The sequence below is a fragment of the Bacillus haynesii genome, assembly GCF_001969855.1.
Taxonomy (GTDB): Bacteria; Bacillota; Bacilli; order Bacillales; family Bacillaceae; genus Bacillus; species Bacillus haynesii.
On the sequence record NZ_MRBL01000016.1, the window covers coordinates 383,807 to 405,374 of the forward strand.

Consider the following 21,568-nt stretch of genomic DNA (forward strand, 5'->3'; position numbering starts at 1 on the left):
TCAGCTGCCATCCATAAGCTACTGCCACATCCAAAACGATTTAAGTCCGAGTTCTCTTATTTTAATGGATGAAAAAATAGATTCCTAGCAGAATGGACCATTTTATCGTTGCCTATTGGAAATTATCACCTCCTACTTATTTAATACTATACCATATTTTTACTTATTATCAATTCCTATTATTTGGAATTATTTTCATAAATCACTCGCATCTTTTATAACGGAACTGAAAAAAGGAAGCGTGAGGAAAGGCGAAAAAAGAGGAACCTATATACCTGGAAAGCGATTCAACAGCTGAAAATTCCTAATCGTTCAAAAGAATTCATCACTACAAAGCACTCGACAGACCGTCCTCCTTCATGGAAACGGTCATATGCTCTTGCTGCCGGGAACCGCCTTCGATTTTGGGGGATGAAGCGGGTTTCAGATCAGCCGATCGTTTATTTGTGAGTGCACATAGCAAAGGCTGCCCAAAACCAAGGCAGCCTCACCCTTTAAAAGTTCTTCGATTTATCGTTCGATTTGCTTTTGGAAGGAAAAATCCGCTGTTCCACCTTTTCATAAAGGGTCAGCATTTGATGAATAAATGACAGCTTCGGTGCTGTCCAGAATACAAACAGAGCTGACAACACGCCAAGAAGAGCTCCCGCTGCAACATCGAGTGGATAGTGAACGCCCGACCAAATGCGGGAAATCCCCACGGTAAACGCAAGTACAAGCCACAGCCAGCCCGTCTTTTTGTGAAACAGGAAGATTAAAAAACCAATTGAAAAAAACAAAATCGTATGGTCGCTTGGAAACGAATTGTCAATTTCGTGTTCAAGCAGCTTGTTGACGTTCGCAAGCACGGCAAAGGGCTGGTAGTTGGAATAAAGAGAGCCCGCAATTTTTCCGAGAACTTCGGCAATCCCAAATGCGATGACTGCATAAATGACCATCAATCTGTTTTTGGTCGTCCGGGTCAGCCAATAAACGACAAGACCCAGTGCGAGGAAATAGATCATATATTCGGCCATAAAGTAAACGACCGGATTCAGCATCGAATACTCTTTTCCCAAATCATTAATGAAACGAAAAACATCAATATTCAACTCCGAAAAAGACATGTTTCAATCTCCTTTTTTATACTTTTATTTAAAATATTTACATTTCAATCGCACAAAAAGCCCTTAGTAGTATTAGGAATGTGCAAACATTCGTTGCACATTCCCCTTTTGCATCAATGAATATCAATTTTCTTAAAGTAAACGATTGTCGCGGCTAATCCGAGAACGGTTGTGGCGGCAACACTGATAAAAGAATATTCGGGCGGATATTCCGGAAAGAACGTACCCGAAGCGATCACCCATACCGCCGACCAAGGGAATAAAGCGCTGTACTCTGTGCCGTATACCATAATGCTGATCATTGTGATAACGATCGTAAAGATAATGGTCGGCACGTAATTTTTAAACAGCAGCGTCACAAATATGATCGGACTCAGCAGGAAAAAGAGAAGCGCTCCGCCTATCATAAATTGTTTAAACCCTTCTATTATAACCGCCGAGCTGAGCCCTTCAAACTGTCCGATCAGCCCAAACAGAAGCGTCAGCACCCAGGCGATTAACGTCAGCATCATGATCCAGATGAAGAGCAGGACCAATTTGCTGACAATCAGGCTGATTCTTGAAACAGGAATCGTCAATAGATTCTTTAGCGTGCTTTCAGCGTATTCCCGATTGAATAAATATGATGTAATCACGCCGTACAACGGGACTCCGATCAAAAGCACAATATACAGGTTGGTGTCGGAAAAGGTCTCGCTGAAACGAATCGGTACATCAGGGTACTTGGCTTTCTTAGCCAAAGACGATATAAAACAGATGAAAGGGGCTGCCGCCGCTCCCAAGATGCTGACCAGAAACATCTGTGAGCGCTTAAGCTTCAGCAGTTCGGTAAACAGCAAATTAGCCAATCGTCCCGCCCCCTATCAATTTTACAAAGTAGTCTTCAAGACTGTCTTCGCTCATCGTAATCTTCAATACGTCAATTCCGTTTTCGACAAACATTTTATTGAGCTTTCCCTGCTGGCCCAAATGGGAGTATACCCGGATGATTCCGTCCTGGTGAACTTCGTAGTCATGAATATTAAGATGCTGTTCCATCAGCACGGCCGCTTTATTTTGATCAGATAATTGAAATTCCAGATATTTGCGGTTTCTTTTTTTGAGATGGTCAAACGGAATTTCCTCAAGCAGTTTTCCTTCATGAATGATCCCGACATGATCGACGAGCTGTTCGATTTCAGACAAAATGTGGCTTGATATAAAAATGGTGATGTTTCTTTCTTTGGCGAGAGAATGGATGAGTCTTCTCATTTCCTTGATGCCGATCGGGTCCAGACCGTTTGTCGGTTCGTCCAGTATCAACAGCTCCGGATAGTGAAGCAAGGCTCTTGCAATTCCCAGCCTTTGTTTCATTCCCAAGGAATACTTGCCGACGAGCTTTTTCGTTTCATGATGGAGTCCCACGATCTCCAATACTTCATCGATCGCATTTTTTTTATGGATACCTATGATTTTCGCGTTGATCAAAAGGTTTTCCCTTGCCGTCAAGTTCGCGTAAAAGCCGGGCACTTCCACGATAGATCCGATTCTTCTTAAAATCTCTTTTTTATTCTTGAAAAAATTCTCTCCGAAAATTTCTATCTGCCCACTGGTCGGTTTGATCAGACCCAGCAGCATTCTGATTGTCGTCGTCTTGCCGGCGCCGTTCCGCCCCAGAAAGCCATATATATCTCCTTGTTTTACGTTGATATTGAGATGGTCTACAGACTTTTGCGGCCCGTACATTTTCGTGAGATCCGTCGTTTTAATAATTGTGCTCAAAGTTGATCCACTCTCCTTATAACTACATCATAAACAGAAGGATTTAACTTCTTCTTAACCAATTCTTAATTAATTCTTAAATGATTGGAGATGGTTTTGTTTAGGCAGCGAAAAACCAAACGTCGTTTTTTCCCACGGGACGCTCTGTGCCCATATACGTCCGCGGTTTTTTTCGACGAGCGATTTGGCGATGGCAAGCCCCAGGCCGCTCCCGTCATCAAGGCTTCTCGACCGGTCTCTGCGGTACATTCTATCAAACACATTTTCAATATCGTTTTCCGGAATCCCCGGACCTTGATCCCAGATGAGAAGCTGATATTCATGTTCTGATTCTGTCAGTTCGATTCCAAGTACTTTTCCTTCTTTTCCATAGTGAATGCCGTTTCTCACGATGTTTTCGATCACGCGGATCAGGCTGAGCCGATCTGCGATAACAAAGCATTTCTTTTCCGGAAGCTGCACATTCAAATCAATATCATGTTTTTTCAGTTCCGGCAAAAAGTCGATCAGCGTTTCCCTAGCGACTTCGGCAAGGTCAAAAAACTCTGTTTTCAACTGGACTTCATTCGCATCCAATTTCGCCATGTTGAATATTTCATCGATCAATTGCTTGAGGCTGTTTGATTTTTTAGAAAGGATGTTGAGATATTCCTGTTTCTCTTCTTCCGAAGACGCGACCCCGTCTTTTAATGCATCAACATAGCCAATAATTGATGTGAGCGGCGTTCGGATATCGTGGGAAATATTAGACAGCAGCCGTTTTCTAGCCGCTTCCGATTTTGCGGCGTCGATTTGAATTTTTTCAAGCTGCTCTATCAATTCGTTAATGGAAAAAATGATTTCATTAAATAGCTGATCGCCTTTCGCCAGCAATCTTCTTCTTAAATTTCCATCCGCCACGCGCTTCAGCTCGGTTTCAATCAGCTTTAAGCGATCGATGAAGCGAAGCCTCAACGTAAACAGCACCGCGGTAACGGCAAACAGAAAAATAAACAACGTTGTGCTGAAAACCCCAAAGGAAGCCGTTTTCATATAGATGAACAGAAGTGCTGTAATCGCCGCACATTGCAGAATGAGAAGCAGCAGCTTTTTATCGGTCAGCATCTTTCTCACCTACAAACTTATAGCCAATTCCCCAAACGGTTTGAACAAATTGTGGATCGGAAGGATCCGGCTCTATTTTTTTTCTCAGCCTTCTGATATGCACCATGACCGTATTATCATCTTCTATGTATTGGTCGCTCCAAGCGTTTCGAAACAGTTGCGTTTTCGTAAATACCTGCCCCGGATTTGAGGCGAAAAACTTCAGCAGTTCAAACTCCTTCGCCGTCAGGGAGATCTCCTGTCCGCCTGCGGTGACCGTATATGTTTTCAAATCGATGGTCAATCCTTTAAATTGAATCAGTGATTGTTCATCGGAGCGGCTTTCGCTGCCGAGGACCAAAAAGCGTCTCAGCATGGCTTTGATCCGCGCAAGCACTTCGTTCACGCTGAATGGCTTTGTTATATAATCATCGGCACCGATGGACAGTCCTAAAATTTTATCGCCTTCAAGGTCTTTGGCGGTCAGCATCAGGATCGGAACATTCGTATGATTCCTCATCCTTCTGCAGACCTCAATGCCGTCGATTTTCGGCATCATCACATCCAATATCACGAGGTGGTAATGGTTTTGTTCAAACAGCCTTAACGCATCTTCACCGTCAACTGCCACGTCAACCTCATAACACTCTCTTTTTAAATAGGTTTTCAATAAATCTCTGATTTCTTTTTCATCATCCGCTATGAGCACTCGAATGGCTTCCACTTGGTTCACCCGCTTTTATTTTGTCTTGATAGATGTTAACACCGCAGCACCCGCTGCTGCTTGTTTTTTGAAATATTTCCTCTCTTTTCTTTGCCTATCATTATAACAGAGAGTTGATGGGGCAAACAAAAGGCATCCCGAGAAGGATGCCTTTTTGCTCATATTTTGACAGTCTTATTGACGATATCATGGATCAATCTTGCATTTCTTTCGAGAATGTCGGGATGGGATTTGGAGATCATTTGCATATGTGTTCCGGCTCCTTGAACGACTGTAAAGGTTTTGGACGCCGCTTTTTCCCACATCATCATATTTTCATCCCGCTGATTGTCGCTTGACTTGATATAGCTGATATGTCCGTCAATTGCGCCGGTTGTGAGTGTGTTTTGTATATATACATAAGATTTCATCACCAAGTCCACTAAATAGTCGCTCAATAATTTCTCTGCATCGTGGTATTTCTCAAGTTCAAATGTTTTGGATATCTCTTCTCTGTATTCCTCCTCTGTGAACTGATGTTTCTCGGCTTTTGTCCGATATTTTGAATCGATGATGATCAAATCCTCGACTTCATATCCTTGCCGGTTCAATTCTTTCGCCACATCAAATGCCAGGATTCCGCCGGATGAATAGCCGATTAATGTGTACGGCCCTTCACCTTGAATGTTTTTGATGATATCCGCGTATTTTCGAATCCTGTTTGCGGATGGAATGAAGTTGAAGCTGTACACCGAATGCTGCTTTAGATGCTTGGCCAAGCCCATGTAGGCAATACCCATCGACGCGGCCGGCGGGAAGCAGAACAGGTTTTTGCCGCCTTCTTCCGCCCTGGTCAGCTGCATGCAATCATCTGTGTAGTCTTTCAGCACGTCTTGTGCATGCTTCAGAAAATCAGACAGCTCTTTAATTGTCGGCTTGGAGAAAATGTCCTTAAACGGAACTCTGAAGCCAAGCTCTGCATATAGCCTAGAGACAAATGACATGACGTTTAAAGAATTCGCCCCGATATCGAATATGTTGGCGTTGATGCCAATCTGTTCGATATTCAGGATGTCTTCCCAAATGGCGGCCATTTTTTCTTCCAGCTCATGTCTTGGAGGCTCGTATTCCAGTATAGCGCCCGCGCTTCGATCTGGCTCCGGAAGGGCCTTCAAGTCGACTTTTCCGTTTGGTGTCAGCGGCAACTCATCAAGCTTCAGCAAATAAGACGGCACCATATATTCCGGAAGCTCCTTCGCCAAAAACGCTTTGATGTCTTCCTGTGTGATGTCTCTTTCGGAAACGACGTATGCGCAAAGAACTTGATTGTTGCTTTGATCTGTTTTGGCGGCAACCGCCGCTTCTTTTATATCACAGTACCTTAATAATTGATGTTCGATTTCGCCAAGCTCGATGCGGTAGCCCCGAATCTTGACTTGATGATCGATCCGGCCCAGATACTCAATATGTCCGTCAGGCCTCATTCTCGCAAGATCTCCTGTTCGATACATTCTTTCACCCGGTAAAAACGGATTTGGCAGGAATTTTTCAGACGTCAGCTCCGGTTTGTTCAAATAGCCTTTTGCGACTCCGTCTCCGCTGATATACAGCTCTCCGGCAATTCCGACCGGCTGCACTTCCTGACGCTCATCCAAAATATATAGCTGCACATTGGAAGCCGGCTTGCCGATTGGGACAGAAACTTGGCGGTCCCGATCGGCATCATATTGATAGATCATGCAGCCGACAACCGTTTCAGTCGGTCCGTATTCATTATAGATTTCAATGTTGTGATCAAATCTTTCCGTGATATCTTTGGCCAGTTCCGTTTTTAAATCTTCCCCGCCGACGATCAGGCGTTTGATGCTTGATCCGCTGACATCCATGTCTTTGACAAGGCTTAAATGAGACGGGGTTAATTTGACAATCCCGGCTTTTTTGTCTCTGAACACTTTTCGAATCAGCGGTTCCCCGTCTCCGCTATGCTGATAAACAATCACCTGATTTCCCGAGATTAATGGCGTAAATATCGATGTCACCGTTAAATCAAAGGCAATGGATGAGTAGAGGGCAAAATCGAGCTGTTCGCCTTGGACATATACATGCTCAGCCCATGTGATATAGTTCACCAGCCCGCTTTGTCTGATCATCACCCCTTTCGGTTTGCCTGTTGAGCCTGACGTGTAAATGATATAAGCGAGGCTGTCGCCGTCACTGGCCGGTTCCGGATTGTCAGCCGGATAGCTGCTGAAATCTCCGGTTAATTCGACGGCTTCTTGATGAAGTGTGCCCAAGTCCTGCCTGTGATCCACAAGGATGATGGCCGCGCCGCTGTCTTCAAGCATATACTTGATCCTTTCTTCCGGATAATCGGGATCAATCGGCAAATAGGCTCCTCCGGCTTTCAAAATCCCCATGATTCCGATCACCATCTCCGGCGAGCGCTCTGCCATGATGGCGACAATCGTGTCCGCTTTGACTCCTTTGTTCCTGAGATATCTTGCGAGCTGATTTGATTTTTCATTGAGCTCACGGTACGTCAGTTTGTCATTGCCGCAGACAACCGCAGCAAGATCAGGGGTTTTTTCGGCTTGTTCCTCAAACAGCCGGTAAATCGTCTGATTCGGATATTCCGCTTTCGTGTCATTCCATTCGTACAACAGCCTGTTTCTTTCAGCTTCCGAAAGGACTGTGATATCGTTTAATGACTGATCTTCATTTTGGACCACCTGTTCCATCACTTGTTGAAGGTGTCCTTTGATACCGGCGATGATCTGGTCATGATAGATATTTCCGTCATAAGTCAATTTGATGACCAAACGTTCGCCCGGGACGGCCACAATATTAAACCCGTAATTTGTTTGTTCTTCGGCGTGAATTTCTTCAAAGACAAAACCGGCACCGCGTTTGCCGCTTGTCTCAAATGCACTCTGATCAACCGCGTAATTTTCGAAAATCAGGATATGATCCAGCAGCTCTCTTTTTAATTCACTGAGCGACTGCACTTCCGACAAATTCATGTCATGATATGTCCTGCCTTCCAAAGCCTGTTCCTGAACGCTTTTGATGAGCTCCTTAAAGCTTTGGCTTTTTTCCAGTCTGATTCTCGTCGGTACAGTGTTGAGGAATAGTCCGACCATTTTTTCAATTCCGGCTACTTGTGCATCCCTTCCGGAAATGACTGTACCGAATACGACATCATCCGTTTGATTGTACCTTGCCAAAAGCATTCCCCAAATGCATTGTAAAACAGTATGGAAGGTGACATTGTTACGGCTGGCAAGCTCTGTGATCCGGCCGGTCAATTGTTCCGGGAATTCTATGACGGCCTCTTTTCTCTTATATTTTGCATGTCCGGAAGAGCTCGCCAAAACCGAAATCGGCGATTTTTCGGTAAAGCCTGATAAATAGTTTCTCCAGTACGCTTTTGCAGCTTCTTTATCCTGTTGCTTTAGCCACCCGATATAATCGCTGTACGGTCTTGCCTCTTCAAGCCGGTGTTTTTGCCCGGCTTCTTTCATATGATACATTTGGAACAGCTCTCCCAGAATGATTCCCCGGGACCAGCCGTCAAGCAGAATATGATGGTTTGTCCATATGAACGTATAACTGTCATCCCCGGTTCTCATCAGCGCGGCTCTGATCAATGGTTCGCTGTTTAAGCGAAAACCTTTCTCCCGATCTGCTTTACGGTACGCTTGAATCACTTGCTCCTGTTCCGCCGGACTCTGCTTTCGCAAGTCATGATAGTCAAGATTGATCTTTCTGTCCTTGATGATCACATTTCTTGGTTCATCCGTTATTTCATACTCAATAGAGGCCCTTAGAATCTCGTGTCTTTCCATGATGTCATTGAACGTTTCTGCAAACAGGTGCTCATCGATCAATCCTTTCATATTGATGGTCATTTGTTCAAAGTACGCCTGTGATTCCTTGTCTTCGAGCGCGTGGAACAGCATGCCCCTTTGCATGTTGGCAAGCGGATAGATTTTTTCGATTTCCATCCCTTTATATTTCAGTTTGATTTCCTCAAGTTGATCTAAGCTGATGCCTTTGTCTCCGTAATCGGACGGCGTTTTTTCCGTCTCTTCTCGTTCCGCACAATGGTGAATGACCGCTTTAAGGGCTTCTTTATACTTTTGAGCAAAAGCTCTAACGACGTCTTCACTGTATGCTCTTGTGTTATAGGTTGTTTGAAGCGCCAGTCTTCCGTTAAAGACAATCGCATTGATTTCGAGCGGATGTTCTCTTGTGATGCCCTTTCCGGCCGCTTCTCCCGGCGGGAGATGTGATGAAGAAAATTCGCCGCTGTTGATGTCTTCATCAAGCTGTCCCAAGTAATTCAACAGGATTGGAGATGCGGCTCCTTTTCCGATGTCACTGTCCCGAGTGAGATACTTTAAAATTCCGTAGCCAATGCCTTTGTTCGGCACATTTCGTAAGTGCTCTTTCACCATTTTAATCGTTCTGGACATGTCTGTTTCTTGTCCCAAATCGATGAATACCGGGTATTTCGAGGTAAACCATCCGACCGTTCTGCTGATGTCGATGCCGTCTGTCACCCGCTCTCTTCCATGTCCTTCCAGTGTGATTCTTAATTTATTTTGCCCGGTCATATTCCTTGCCGCCATCAGAAGCGCAGTGATCAGAAGATCGTTGATTTCGGTACGGTAAGCTTGGTTTGTTTCTCTTAAAAGCCGCGCTGTCTCCTCTTTTTCGAGTTCCGTGCTGAATGTTTTGCTGTCCTCAACTTTGAAGACACCTGCATCTTCATTCATTTCCAGGAATTCGACGTCATCGCAAATGGCCTTCAGCCAATACTGTTTTTCACCAAGCAGTTTTTCAGTTTTTGAATATTCCGTGATGTGCCGCGCATATTCCTGGTAGGAAGCCGTTTTTGGATAAAACTCGACTTTTTCCCCATTCGATAACTGACTGTACCCCAGCGCCAAATCTTCAAATAATATTCTCCAGGAGATACCGTCGACCACAAGGTGATGGATGATGATCAGCAGATGATCTCCATTATTCGTTTTGAAGAGCGCAAGTTTGACCAAAGGACCGGTTTTAATATCGATGCTTTGCTGAAGCTCCGTCGCCAATTGGTACACTTTCTGAGGCTGGTCGTTTTCGCTTGAGACATCATAGACAAATAGGTCAAACAGCTTTTTGTCCGGTCCCCGGTTGTACTGAATGATCTTTCCGTCTTCTTCTTTAAACACCGTCCGGAGTGCATCGTGATGTTTGATGATTTCTCTAAATACTCGTTTGACGATGCTCTCGTCGAATCCGTTTTTTCTATACAGCATAACCGCATGGTTGTAATGGTTCCTGTCCGTTTTGTTCAATGAGAAATACTCTTGTTGAATCGGGGTCAAGAGAATCTCGCCCTCTACCGTTTCATAGGATGCTGATTTGTCGGTTTCGGCCTTGACATATCGGCTCAAAGACTTGATTTGCGGGTTTGCAAACAGATTTTTCATTTCTAGCGACAGGCCTTCTCTTGATAATCTTGAGATCATTTGCAGCGCTTTGATGGAATCGCCGCCTGCTGCAAAAAAGTGATGAGTGATCCCGATCTTGTCCATGCCAAGCACTTCTTCCCATATTTGAACAAGCTTTTCTTCCGTCTCGTTCCGCGGCGGTTCGTATTCCGTCTCTTTTCCCGGCTGCGGTTCAGGCAATGCGGCCGTATCGATCTTTCCGTTGGCTGAAAGCGGCATCTTCTCAATTTGGACAAACGAAGACGGAATCATATATTCTGGAAGCTCATGCATCAGATACGTCCTGATGTCCTCGAACGGCAATTCGGCGTCTGCTGTGAAATAAGCGCACAGCTGTTTTGCACCTTTATGGTCTTCCCTTGCCACAATAAAGGCTTCCTTGATATCATCATGAGCCAACAGCCTGCTTTTGATTTCGTCCGGTTCTATTCTGTAGCCCCTTACCTTCACTTGGGTATCTATCCGGCCTGCAAGTTCGATATTTCCATTGCTCAGCCTTCTGGCGAGATCCCCTGTCCTGTACATTTTTGTATGCGGTGCAAACGGGTTTTCGATAAATTTTTCTTTCGTTTCATCCGGCCTGTTGACATAACCGCCTGTCACTCCGGCTCCTGCGATGCAGAGCTCTCCGTACACACCTTCCGGAAGCAGCTTCATGTTTTCATCCAGCACATACGCATTCGTATTATGGATCGGAGTGCCGATAACCGGATATTCTTTGAAAGAATGGAGGTGTTCCGGGTCGATCACTTTAAAGACTGAGCCGATTGTCGTTTCCGTCGGGCCATAATGATTCATGACCACATGGTCCGGATATTGGTTGTAAAATGTCTCAACATCCCTTGTATTGATCATCTCTCCGCCTAAGACGACCAGCCTGAGAGTGGCGCAAGATTTTTCGGCGGAAAAGCCCGGATCATTGACAAAAATGTTAAACAGAGATGGCGTCAGTTTGATATAGGTGATGCCGTTTTCTTTGATATACTGTAAAGCCCGGTGTGCATTTGTATAACATTCTTTTCGTGCGATATGCAGTTCGCTTCCGCTTAAAAGAGCCGAAAAGATGCTCGTATAGCCCAAATCGAACGCATATGAGGACACAAGCATGGCTTTGTCGTCTTCTGTCAGACCCGCTTCCTTCATAAACCATGTTGTATAGTTCACCACATTCCCGTGTCTGACAAATACGCCTTTCGGCTTTCCGGTGGAGCCTGATGTGTATATAATATATGCATTCTGATCGGCTGAACCAGATGCAGGCAGGTTTGACGCGGCCTTCGCATCTATCAAACGGTCGGCAATATTGACGATTTCTCCAGCGAACGCGACGTTTTCTTTGACAGAGCCTTTGACAAGCAATATTGCAGCTTTGCTGTCACTTAAAATCTCATTCGTCCGTTTGGCCAATTGCTCCGGCTCGATCGGCACGTAAGCCGCTCCGGCTTTCAGTACCGCCAGCATGGAAATGATCATCTCAAGCGATGGTTCAATCATGATCGCCACAGGTGCACCGGCTTTTGCTCCTTTGTCTCGCAAAAGCCTTGCCAATTGGTTTGCTCTTTCGTTCAGTTCCCTGTACGTCAGCTTTTCATCCGCAAAGACCACCGCTGTTTGCTCCGGCGTTTTGCCAGCCTGATGCTCAAACAACTGATGAACCGTTTGATCTTCAGGGTAATCGGCTTGTTGTCCTTGATTTTGATTCCGAAGCACTCGCATTTCTTCATCTGACAGCATGTTAACGTCGCTCAACGGCTTTTGTGGATCGTTTGCCGCTTCCTTTAGAATATTGATCAAATGGCCCGCCATTCTTTCAATCGTGGACCGCTTAAACAATTTTGCACAGTAGTTGAAAACACATTGAATGCCTTCATTTGTCTCAGCGGCTGTCAGCGTCAAATCAAATTTTGAGATGTTCACCTCGGTTTGAAGCGGCTGGAATGTCAAGCCGTCGATGTCCGCTTCATCGCCGTCGAAGTTTTGCAGAACAAACATGGTATCAAATAGCGGGTGTCTGCTCATATCCCGTTTGACATCAAGTTTTTCAACCAGTTCATCAAATGGATAGTCTTGATTTTCATAAGCTTTCAGCGCTGTTTCTTTGACCTCTTTTAAATAGTCGGCAAAAGGCTTGTCTCCTTTTGGATCGTTCCTCATCGCCAGCGTGTTGATAAACAGTCCGATGACATGTTTCAAATCGCTGTGATGCCTTCCCGCGATCGGTGAACCGACAACGATATCCTCCTGGCCTGTATACTTGGCCAAGAGCGTTGTGTATCCCGCCAAAAGCAGCATATACATCGTCGCGCCGTTCTCTTTCGCCAGTTTGTTCAGCATGGCGGACGTTTCGCCGTCTATTTCAAACTGAACGATATCTCCTTCAATCGAACGCTTTTGCGGACGTTTTTCATCCGTCGGTAAATTCAGCACCGGCACTTCGCCTTGAAACACGTTGAGCCAGTAGTCTTCCTGCCGTTTGATCTCTTCCTTTTGATAAAAAAGTTTTTGCCATTCTGAAAAGTCTTTGTACTGAATCGTTAACGGCGGTAATGTTTTTCCCTCGTACAGCTCGGCCAGCTCTTTTGTGAAAATGGCCATGGACACCCCGTCTGAAATAATATGGTGCATATCGAGCATCAGTACATGTTCATCGCCACTCGCTTTTAATACTTCCGCTCTTAAAAGCGGCGCTTTTTCCAAAGCAAACGGCTTGATGAACGCTTTGATTTTTTCTTCTAACCGGTCCTGCCCGAGTCGCCCGTACTTCACTTTAAAATCGACTTCTTTTTCGATTTTCTGTACAGGTTCGCCGTCATCCATCATAAAGGCCGTCCTCAAGGCTTCATGCCTTTCTATCAACTGCCGAAAAGCATCCTCAAACCGGTCGACATCAAAATCTCCTGCAATTTTCATGGCGAACGGCATGTTATAAGAAAGGCCGCCAGGTTCGATTTGGTTGAGAATATACAGCCTTCTTTGCGCGGATGACAATGCGTAATATTCTTTCTCTTCCGCTTGTGTGATGGACGCATAAGAGCTTTCTTTCATGGATTCGATAAAATCGGCGATGTCTTTGATTGTCGGTGTTTCGAATAGTTGTCTTAAAGGGACTTCAACTTTCATTTCTTTATGCAGTTTTGCCGCCAATGCCGCAGCTTTTAAGGAATGGCCGCCAAGCTCAAAGAAATTGTGGCTGATGCCGATGTTTTCGATCCCTAAAACGTCCTCCCAGATGGAGACAAGCTTTTCCTCTGTACGGTTCCGCGGTACTTCGTACGTCGCCTCGCTGATCGCGCCGCTTGGTTCAGGGAGCGCTTTTCTGTCGATTTTGCCGTTTGCCGTGAGCGGCAATTGATCAAGCTTGACAAAGTATGACGGCACCATGTAATCAGGCAGTTCTTTTAACAAACATTTTCTGACGTCTGCTATACCAGCCGTTTTGTCCGCAACGATATATGCGCAAAGATATTTGCTGCCGTCTTGATCTTCCCGTGCCATGACTGCCGCCGCCTGAATGCTTTCGATTTTAAGCAATTGGTTTTCGATTTCGCCCAGTTCGATTCTGAATCCGCGGATTTTGACTTGATGATCGATTCTTCCTAAATATTCGATATTACCGTCAGGCAGAAATCTTGCGAGATCCCCCGTCCGGTACATGCTTTCCCCTGGAGCAAACGGGTTTGGAACAAATTTTTCAAGCGTGAGGTCAGGTCTGTTTAAGTATCCGCGGGCAAGGCCTTCCCCGCCGATGTACAGCTCACCGGGCGCGCCGATCGGCACCGGTTTCCGCCGGCTGTCTAAAACATAGCAGGTCAGCGTCGGAATTGGCGACCCGATATTGCTCACACTTGTTTCAATATCTTGTTTTGTAATTTCTTTATATGTGGCGTGCACGGTCGTCTCTGTAATGCCATACATATTGATCAACTTTGTCTGCGGATACTTTTTGCGCCACTGTTTCAGCATCGAAGGATTCAGGGCTTCTCCCCCAAAAATGACGTAGCGGAGGTTTAAGTGCGCCTCAGAATGTTTACATTCTTCGTTCATCAGCTTAGAAAAAGCGGTCGGCGTCTGGTTAAGCACCGTCACCGATCTGTCCCGCAAAAGCTTCAAGAATGCCCTGCTGTCTTTTGCAGTATATTTCGGCACAATGACAACTTTTCCGCCATAAAGCAATGCGCCGTACATTTCCCATACTGAGAAATCGAAACAGTACGAATGGAACATTGTCCATACATCATGATCATTGAAATCAAATTTCTGTTTTTCGTTCACCATCAAGCGCACCACGTTCCGGTGCTTGATCATACAGCCTTTCGGTTTGCCCGTCGTTCCCGATGTATAAATGATATACGCAAGATCGTCCGGATGGTTGATCAGTTTTGGATTCACCGCTTTCTCTGCATTGTCCTTGTATAAATCATCCGTGTTTAAGATAAGGCCGGTGAATGATTTCGGGCAGGACGTTTCCGAATCAATTAGCAAAATACCCGTCCCGCTGTCTTCAAGCATATACTTGATTCGTTCTTGCGGGTAATCCGGATCGATCGGAAGGTACGCGCCTCCTGCTTTTAAAATTCCGAGCATAGCAACGATCATGCCGGCAGACCGCTCCATCATCACTCCCACAATAGTATCCGGGCGGACGCCTTTTTCCCGCAGAACATGTGCCAGCTGATTGGCTCTGGCATTCAACTCACTGTACGAGAGCTGCTCTTCTTCGAACACAACCGCAATATGTCCTGGCGTCCGTTCCGCCTGTTCTTCAAATAATTGATGGATCGTTTTATTCCTTGGATAATCGGCGTTCGTCCGGTTGAACTCATATAGAAGCGTCTTTCTTTCTTCCTCCGCCAGCATGTCAATCTCTGCGATTGTCCGGTTTTCATTTGCCGCCACTTGCTCAGCGACCTTTTTGATATGACCTTCAATATTATTGATGATATCCCTGTCATAGACATTGCCGTCATATGTCAAAACAAGGGTGAGCTCTTCGCCTGGAGTCACCGACATACTAAAACTGTAATTGCTTTGTTCCGCGGCACTGATCTCATTCACCTTAAAGCCTGTCTTCATTTGACTCTCTTCAAAGTCCTGTTCATCAGCTTCATAGTTCTCAAATACGAGAATATGATCGATCAGATCTTTCTTTAAGCTGCTCAAAGCCTGGACTTCAGCGAGATTCATATAGTTGTAGCGGTTGCTTTGAATCGCATCTTCCTGAACCTTTTGCAAACAATCGTTAAAACGCGCCTGCTCATTGAATCTGATTCTTGTCGGGATGGTGTTGATAAACAGACCGATCATGTCTTCGATTCCGTCTACGTTTGCTTCCCTGCCCGATACGACCGTTCCAAACACGACATCATCGATCTTATTATATCTCGTTAGCATCAGGCCCCAAATCGTTTGAATCACCGTATGAAGCGTGATACTGTTTTTGGCAGCGAGCTCCTTCAATTGTTTTGTCAGCTGTTTTGACAAATGGATGACCTTCTCCTGGCGGTCATACCGGCTGCTATTTTTGCGTTTTGTTAATGTAGGCAGCTGCGCCTGTTCCTCATACCCTTTCAAATATTCGCGCCAATATTGACGGCCCTCTTCTTGATCCTGTCTTTCAAGCCACCTGATATAATCGCTGTACGGCTTCGTCTCCTTTAATGGACTGGCTTTGCCGTTCATCCGGTTTTCATAGATGACAAACAGCTCGCGCATGATGATGCCAAGGCACCAGCCATCGAGTAAAATATGGTGATGGCTCCAGACAAGCCGGTACGAGCGCTCGGCCGTTTTCAGCAAATAAGCCCTCATCAGTACATCTCTGCTTAAATCAAAGCCTTTTTTTCGATCTTCATTGATCAATCTTTCAATGAACATTTCCTGTTGCTGGGCGGAGCTTTTCGCAATATTGAAATAGGTGAAGTCGATGCTTCGGTTTTCGATGATGATCTGCCTCGGTTCTTCAATGATTTCATATTCATAAGAGGCCCTTAAGATTTCATGCCGTTTCATGATGTCATTAAAGCTTGCCTCAAGGATCGCCGGATCGACATCTCCTTCAATATCCATGACCGCCTGCTGAAAATATGCATCTGAGGTATGATCCTCGATGGCATGAAACAGCATACCTTTTTGCATGTTGGCGAGCGGATAGATTTTTTCAATTGCGCTTCTGTATTTTCCTTTGATTTCCTCAAGTTCGGCAAAACTGATATTTATATCTCCATAGTCGGACGGCGTTCTTTCGCTTTCCGTCTTTTGCGTGCAGTGCTTAATGATTTGTTCCAGACTTTGTTTCAATTGATTATTCAGCCGGCTGATCGTCTCTTTTTCGTATTCCAATTGATTAAAGGTGGTATGAATCACCAGCTCATGATTGATCACGATGGCGTTGATTTCGATAGAATGACTTCTCGCAATTTTCCCGCCGATGCTTTCCCCTTCGGAGAAGCTGGACCCGGAAAATTCGCCGCGGTTCATGTCGGCATCGATCTCGCCTAAATAGTTAAATGAAATCCGGGCTTTTTCTTCGTTAATGAAATCCGGGTCTTCGGCCATATACTTTAATATCCCGTAGCCGATTCCTTTATTCGGTATTTTTCTCAACGTTTCTTTGACCATTTTGATCTGTTGGGAGAGGTCTTTTTCTTCTCCTGCATCAAGAAGCACCGGATACATCGTCGTAAACCAGCCGATTGTTCTCGCGATGTCAACGCCTTCTAAAATATCTTCCCTGCCGTGGCCTTCCATCATGACCTTCAGTTTGTTTTCCCCTGTGATGTCCCTTGCTCCGGTCAGTAATGCCGTTAACAAAATATCGTTGATTTCAGTGTTGTAGGCTCTGTTCGTGTTTCGCAAAAGGTCCGCTGTTGCCTCTTTAGCGAGCTTGATGCTCAAAGTGGTGCTGTTTTCGTATACATCTTCCTTTAATATGTTCTTTGGCGGAATAAACCGAACACGAGCCATGGCAATGTTCCGCCAATAGTCGGCTTCCTTCGATAATGTGCGGCTCTGGGCGTGTGCTTTTAACCTGCGGGCGAATTCTTGATAGGAATGCGTTTTGTAGCCGATCTCGAGCGTTTGCCCCTTTAATGCCTGACTGTACATTGTTTCGAAGTCCTCAAACAGAATTCTCCACGATACACCGTCTACGACAAGATGATGGATCACAATGAGCAGGTGGTCCCCCTCATCAGCCCGAAAGATGCCGAGATGAACGAGTTTTCCTTTTCTAATCGATGATTTTTTTTGAATGCCTGTCGCCAGCTCAAACACCTTTTCCGCTTGACGATCAAGCCCTCTTACATCATAAACATCCAGGTCGAACAGATCTTCCCGAAAGCTTCTGTTGTACTGAATGAAGTCCCCGCCTTTTTCTTCATAGGTCATCCTTAACGCGTCGTGCTGCTCCATTATTTTATTGAAAGCCTTTCTGACACAGCTTTCGTCAAATCCGCCCTTTCTGAAGAGCACAAATGACTGGTTAAAGTGATCTAGCTCTTCTTTGTTATTAGCAAAATACCATTTTTGGATCGGAGTGAGTTCTGCATGTCCTGTGACGATTGTATTGGCATTTTGCCTCTGTGATTGTTTTTTAACATACTTGGCAAGATCCTTGATTCTCGGATTGGCGAACAAATCCTTCATTTCAAGCTTCAGACCAAGCCTAGACAGCCTTGAGACGATTTGCAATGCCTTGATCGAATCTCCTCCTGCTGCAAAGAAGTGATGGCTGATACCGATGTCTTCGGCACCGAGAACATCCCTCCAGATGTCAACGAGCTTAGCTTCTGTGTCATTCCGCGGCGCTTCGTATTCCGCTCCTGTGGCGACATGTCTGTCAGGTGCAGGAAGTGCTTTTCGATCGACTTTATCGTTTGATGTGAGCGGCAGCTTATCAAGTCTGACAAAATAAGCCGGAATCATATAGTGAGGGAGCTCTTTTTCGAGCCATTCACTGATCTCGGTTGACGTCCAATCTTCTTTGGAGACGATATAAGCGCACAAATAATGGCTGTTGTCGTCGTCCTTCCTGGCTATAACCGCCGCTTCATCGATTTTGTCAAGCTTGAGCAATTGATTCTCGATTTCCCCCGGTTCAATCCGGTATCCGCGAATTTTCACCTGGTGGTCGATTCTTCCTAAAAACTCGAGATGTCCATCAGGCAGCCATCTGGCTAGATCACCCGTCCGGTACAATCTTTCCCCTAATACAAACGGATGTGAAATAAACTTTTCGGCTGTCAGTTCCGGCCTGTTTAAATATCCGCGTGCAAGGCTGATTCCGCCGACGCACAGCTCTCCAACAACGCCTGTCGGCACAGGCTTCTGGTCTTGATCCAATACATATACGTTTGTATTGGCAATCGGACTGCCGATATGAGGACGCCCGGATCCTCCGTAAACCCCCGCCGTTGCGCAGACCGTCGTTTCCGTCGGTCCGTAGGCATTGATAAACAGCCGATTTCCGAACCACCTTTTTGCCAGTTCTTCACTGCAGGCAGAGCCCGCGGAAACGATTACTTTGAGGTTTTCCAATCTGGATTCATCCAACACATTCAGAACGGTCGGCGGCAAAGTCGCATGAGTGATGTCATGATGCTTTAAAAAGCTTGTTAACGGCTGCCCCGGCATCATTTCCTCCTGCCGGCCCAAAACCAAAGCCGCCCCGGCTGCAAGCGCTGAAAAGATTTCAAATGCCGACGCATCAAACGAAAGCGAAGCAAATTGAATCACTCTGCTGTCCGTATTTAAGTGCATGAATTTCATAACGGCTGAAACGAGATTGCACAGCCCTTTTTGTTCAATTAAGACGCCCTTCGGTTTTCCCGTGGACCCTGAAGTATAGATGATATAAGCCAGATCCCCGCTGTGGCTGACAGGCTCCAATCGGCCCGCATCCTGTGCGGCAATTTGTTTGTCGTGAATATCAATGTTGATCATGCCGGCCTCTTTGATAATGGCCCGTTTTTTGATGAGCGCCTCTTCCGACAAGAGAAACTTTGTTTGGCTGTCGCCCAGGATGTATTTGATCCTGTCTTCAGGATATGCCGGATCAAGCGGCAGATACGCGCCTCCGGCCTTCAAAATTCCCAGAAGGCCGATGATCATCTCGGGAGAGCGGTCCACCATGATGCCGACGGCTGTGTCCGGTTTAACCCCTTTGTCTCTTAAAAACCGGGCCAGCTGATTTGACCTCTCATGCAATTGTCGATATGTCAGCTTTTGATCTTCAAACACGACCGCGGTTTGGTCAGGCGATGTCTCCGCCCGCTCCGCAAACAGCCGGCAAATGGTTTTGTCTGTTGGAGCACCAGTTTTCGTATCATTAAACCGATATAACAATGTGTTTTTTTCGTCTTCTGACATGACCTCTATTTGATCCAGCCGCTTGTCCGGGCGATTGGAAATATCTTCTAAAATACGGACGAAATGTGCCGCCATCCTTTCAACCGTTTCTCTTTTAAACAGCTTCGTACAGTATTCCAAATCAAATTCTACCTTCGAGTCTTTTTCGATTGCCGATAAAGTGAGGTCAAATTTTGAAATATGGACGTCGCTTTCAAACGGTTCAAATGTCAGCCCTTCTATTTCAGCATCCGCTTGTTCCAGGTTTTGCAGGACAAACATCGTATCAAACAGCGGATTTCTGCTCATATCGCGATCAAGGTTAAGCTGTTCGACAAGGTCGTCAAATTGATAATCTTGGTTTTCATACGCCTTCAGTGCCGTCTCTTTTACATCTTGCAAATATTCAGCGAATGTCTTGTCGCCTTTCGGATAATTTCTCATCGCCAGCGTATTGACAAACATCCCGATCACATGTTTCAGCTCGTGATGCTTTCTTCCTTGAATCGGCGTTCCGATAATCACATCTTCCTGTCCGCTATATGTTCGAAGCAAAACCGTATACGCCGCCAGAAGAAGCATATACATGGTAGCTCCGTTGTCTTTAGCGATCCGCTCGAGCTTCTTCGTCAATTCGCCGTCGATTACAAAACCGATTCTATCGCCTTCAACACTGTGCATTTGCGGCCTTGGGAAATCTGTCGGCATGTTGAGGACTGGAAGCTCGCCTTTGAAAATATTGAGCCAGTAGTCTTTTTGTCTTTTAATCTCATCTTTTTGATAACAATCCCTTTGCCATTCTGAATAATCTTTATATTGGAGGCTGAGCGGCGCCAGTTCTTTTCCGCCGTACAAATCGCAAATTTCTTTTGTCAAAACCCCCATCGATGCGCCGTCTGAAATGATATGGTGCATATCAAACAGAATGATATGTTCCTCGTCATCAACCTTGACCACCTCTGTTCTAAAAAGCGGGGCCTTTTTTAAATCAAACGGTCTGACAAATTGTTTGATGATCTCCTGAATGGATAGAGACTCTATTTCGCTGCATTTGATGCTGAAATCTACTTCTTTTTCAATCTTTTGAACAGGCTCTCCATCCGCCATCAAGAAGGATGTTCTAAGCGCTTCATGTCTTTGAATGACAATTTGCAATGCGTTCTCAAACCGGCGTATATCGAAGGAGCCCTTGACTTTCATGGTAAAAGGGATATTGTAGGACAATCCGCTCCCTTCGATTTGACCTAGAATGTATAGTCTTTTTTGCGCGGATGAAAGACGATAGTATTCTTTTTCTTCCACTTTTTTAATAGATGAATCAACACTATCTTTTGTCGATCTGATATATTCTCCCAATCCTTTGATTGTCGGCGTTTTAAAGATTTGCCCAAGAGGGATTTCCGCTTTGAGCTCCTTTCGGATTCTTGCCGCCATCGCGGCCGCTTTGAGAGAATGTCCCCCCATCTCGAAAAAATGATCGTTGATACCATATTTTCCCTCATTTAAAATATCCCGCCAAATTGCCGCCAGCTTTTCTTCCGTTTCATTTCGCGGGGCTTCATACTCGCTTTCCGCCCCCATCGTTCTGTCCGGCTCAGGCAGAGCTTTTCTGTCGACTTTCCCGTTTTTGGTGAGCGGCAGCTTGTCCATGTTCATGAAATAGGCGGGAATCATGTATTCCGGAAGCTTTTCACCTAAAAATCCTTTCAGCTCATCAAGAGAAATATCGCGATTTGCCGTGATATAGGCGCAAATGTACGGGCGGCTCTCTTTGTCTTCCCTGACGGTGACGATCGTCTCATTGATGTCTTCATGCAGCTCCAGCCGGCTTTCGATTTCGCCGAGTTCGATCCTGAAGCCGCGGATTTTCACCTGGTGGTCGATTCGGCCGATGAATTCGATGTTGCCGTCAGGCAGCCATTTCGCTAAATCGCCCGTCTTGTACAGCCTTTCTCCCGGAATGAACGGATGCGGGATGAATTTTTCCGCTGTCAGTTTCTCGCGGTTTAAATATCCTTTGCTTAAGCCGTCGCCCGCGATGCACAGCTCTCCGGGAACACCGACCG

General features: G+C 45.5%; 6 protein-coding genes. All 6 read right to left on the reverse strand.

Annotated features, from left to right (window positions below):
- Nucleotides 1–494: 494 nt before the first annotated feature.
- Nucleotides 495–1,106, reverse strand: coding sequence for an undecaprenyl-diphosphatase (locus tag BTA31_RS14910; protein WP_043926994.1), 612 nt, complete (start codon nt 1,104–1,106; stop codon nt 495–497).
- A 113-nt stretch (nt 1,107–1,219) separates the two neighbouring features.
- Nucleotides 1,220–1,954, reverse strand: a complete 735-nt coding sequence (locus tag BTA31_RS14915) for an ABC transporter permease (protein WP_043926993.1) — start codon at nt 1,952–1,954, stop codon at nt 1,220–1,222.
- Nucleotides 1,947–2,867: a bacitracin resistance ABC transporter ATP-binding subunit BcrA gene (bcrA, locus tag BTA31_RS14920; RefSeq protein WP_142243753.1), complete on the reverse strand. Its 921-nt coding sequence runs from the start codon at nt 2,865–2,867 to the stop codon at nt 1,947–1,949. The genes BTA31_RS14915 and bcrA overlap by 8 nt, the downstream gene beginning before the upstream one ends.
- Nucleotides 2,868–2,936: 69 nt before the next feature.
- The gene (locus BTA31_RS14925) at nt 2,937–3,971 is read right to left on the reverse strand and encodes a sensor histidine kinase (RefSeq protein ID WP_076792803.1); all 1,035 of its coding nucleotides are present in this window, start codon (nt 3,969–3,971) and stop codon (nt 2,937–2,939) included.
- The gene (locus tag BTA31_RS14930) at nt 3,958–4,674 is read right to left on the reverse strand and encodes a response regulator transcription factor (RefSeq protein ID WP_043926990.1); all 717 of its coding nucleotides are present in this window, start codon (nt 4,672–4,674) and stop codon (nt 3,958–3,960) included. The genes BTA31_RS14925 and BTA31_RS14930 overlap by 14 nt, the downstream gene beginning before the upstream one ends.
- 158 nt (nt 4,675–4,832) lie before the next feature.
- The coding region (locus BTA31_RS14935) for a non-ribosomal peptide synthetase (protein ID WP_094777437.1) at nt 4,833–21,568 on the reverse strand (16,736 nt) is incomplete at its 5' end.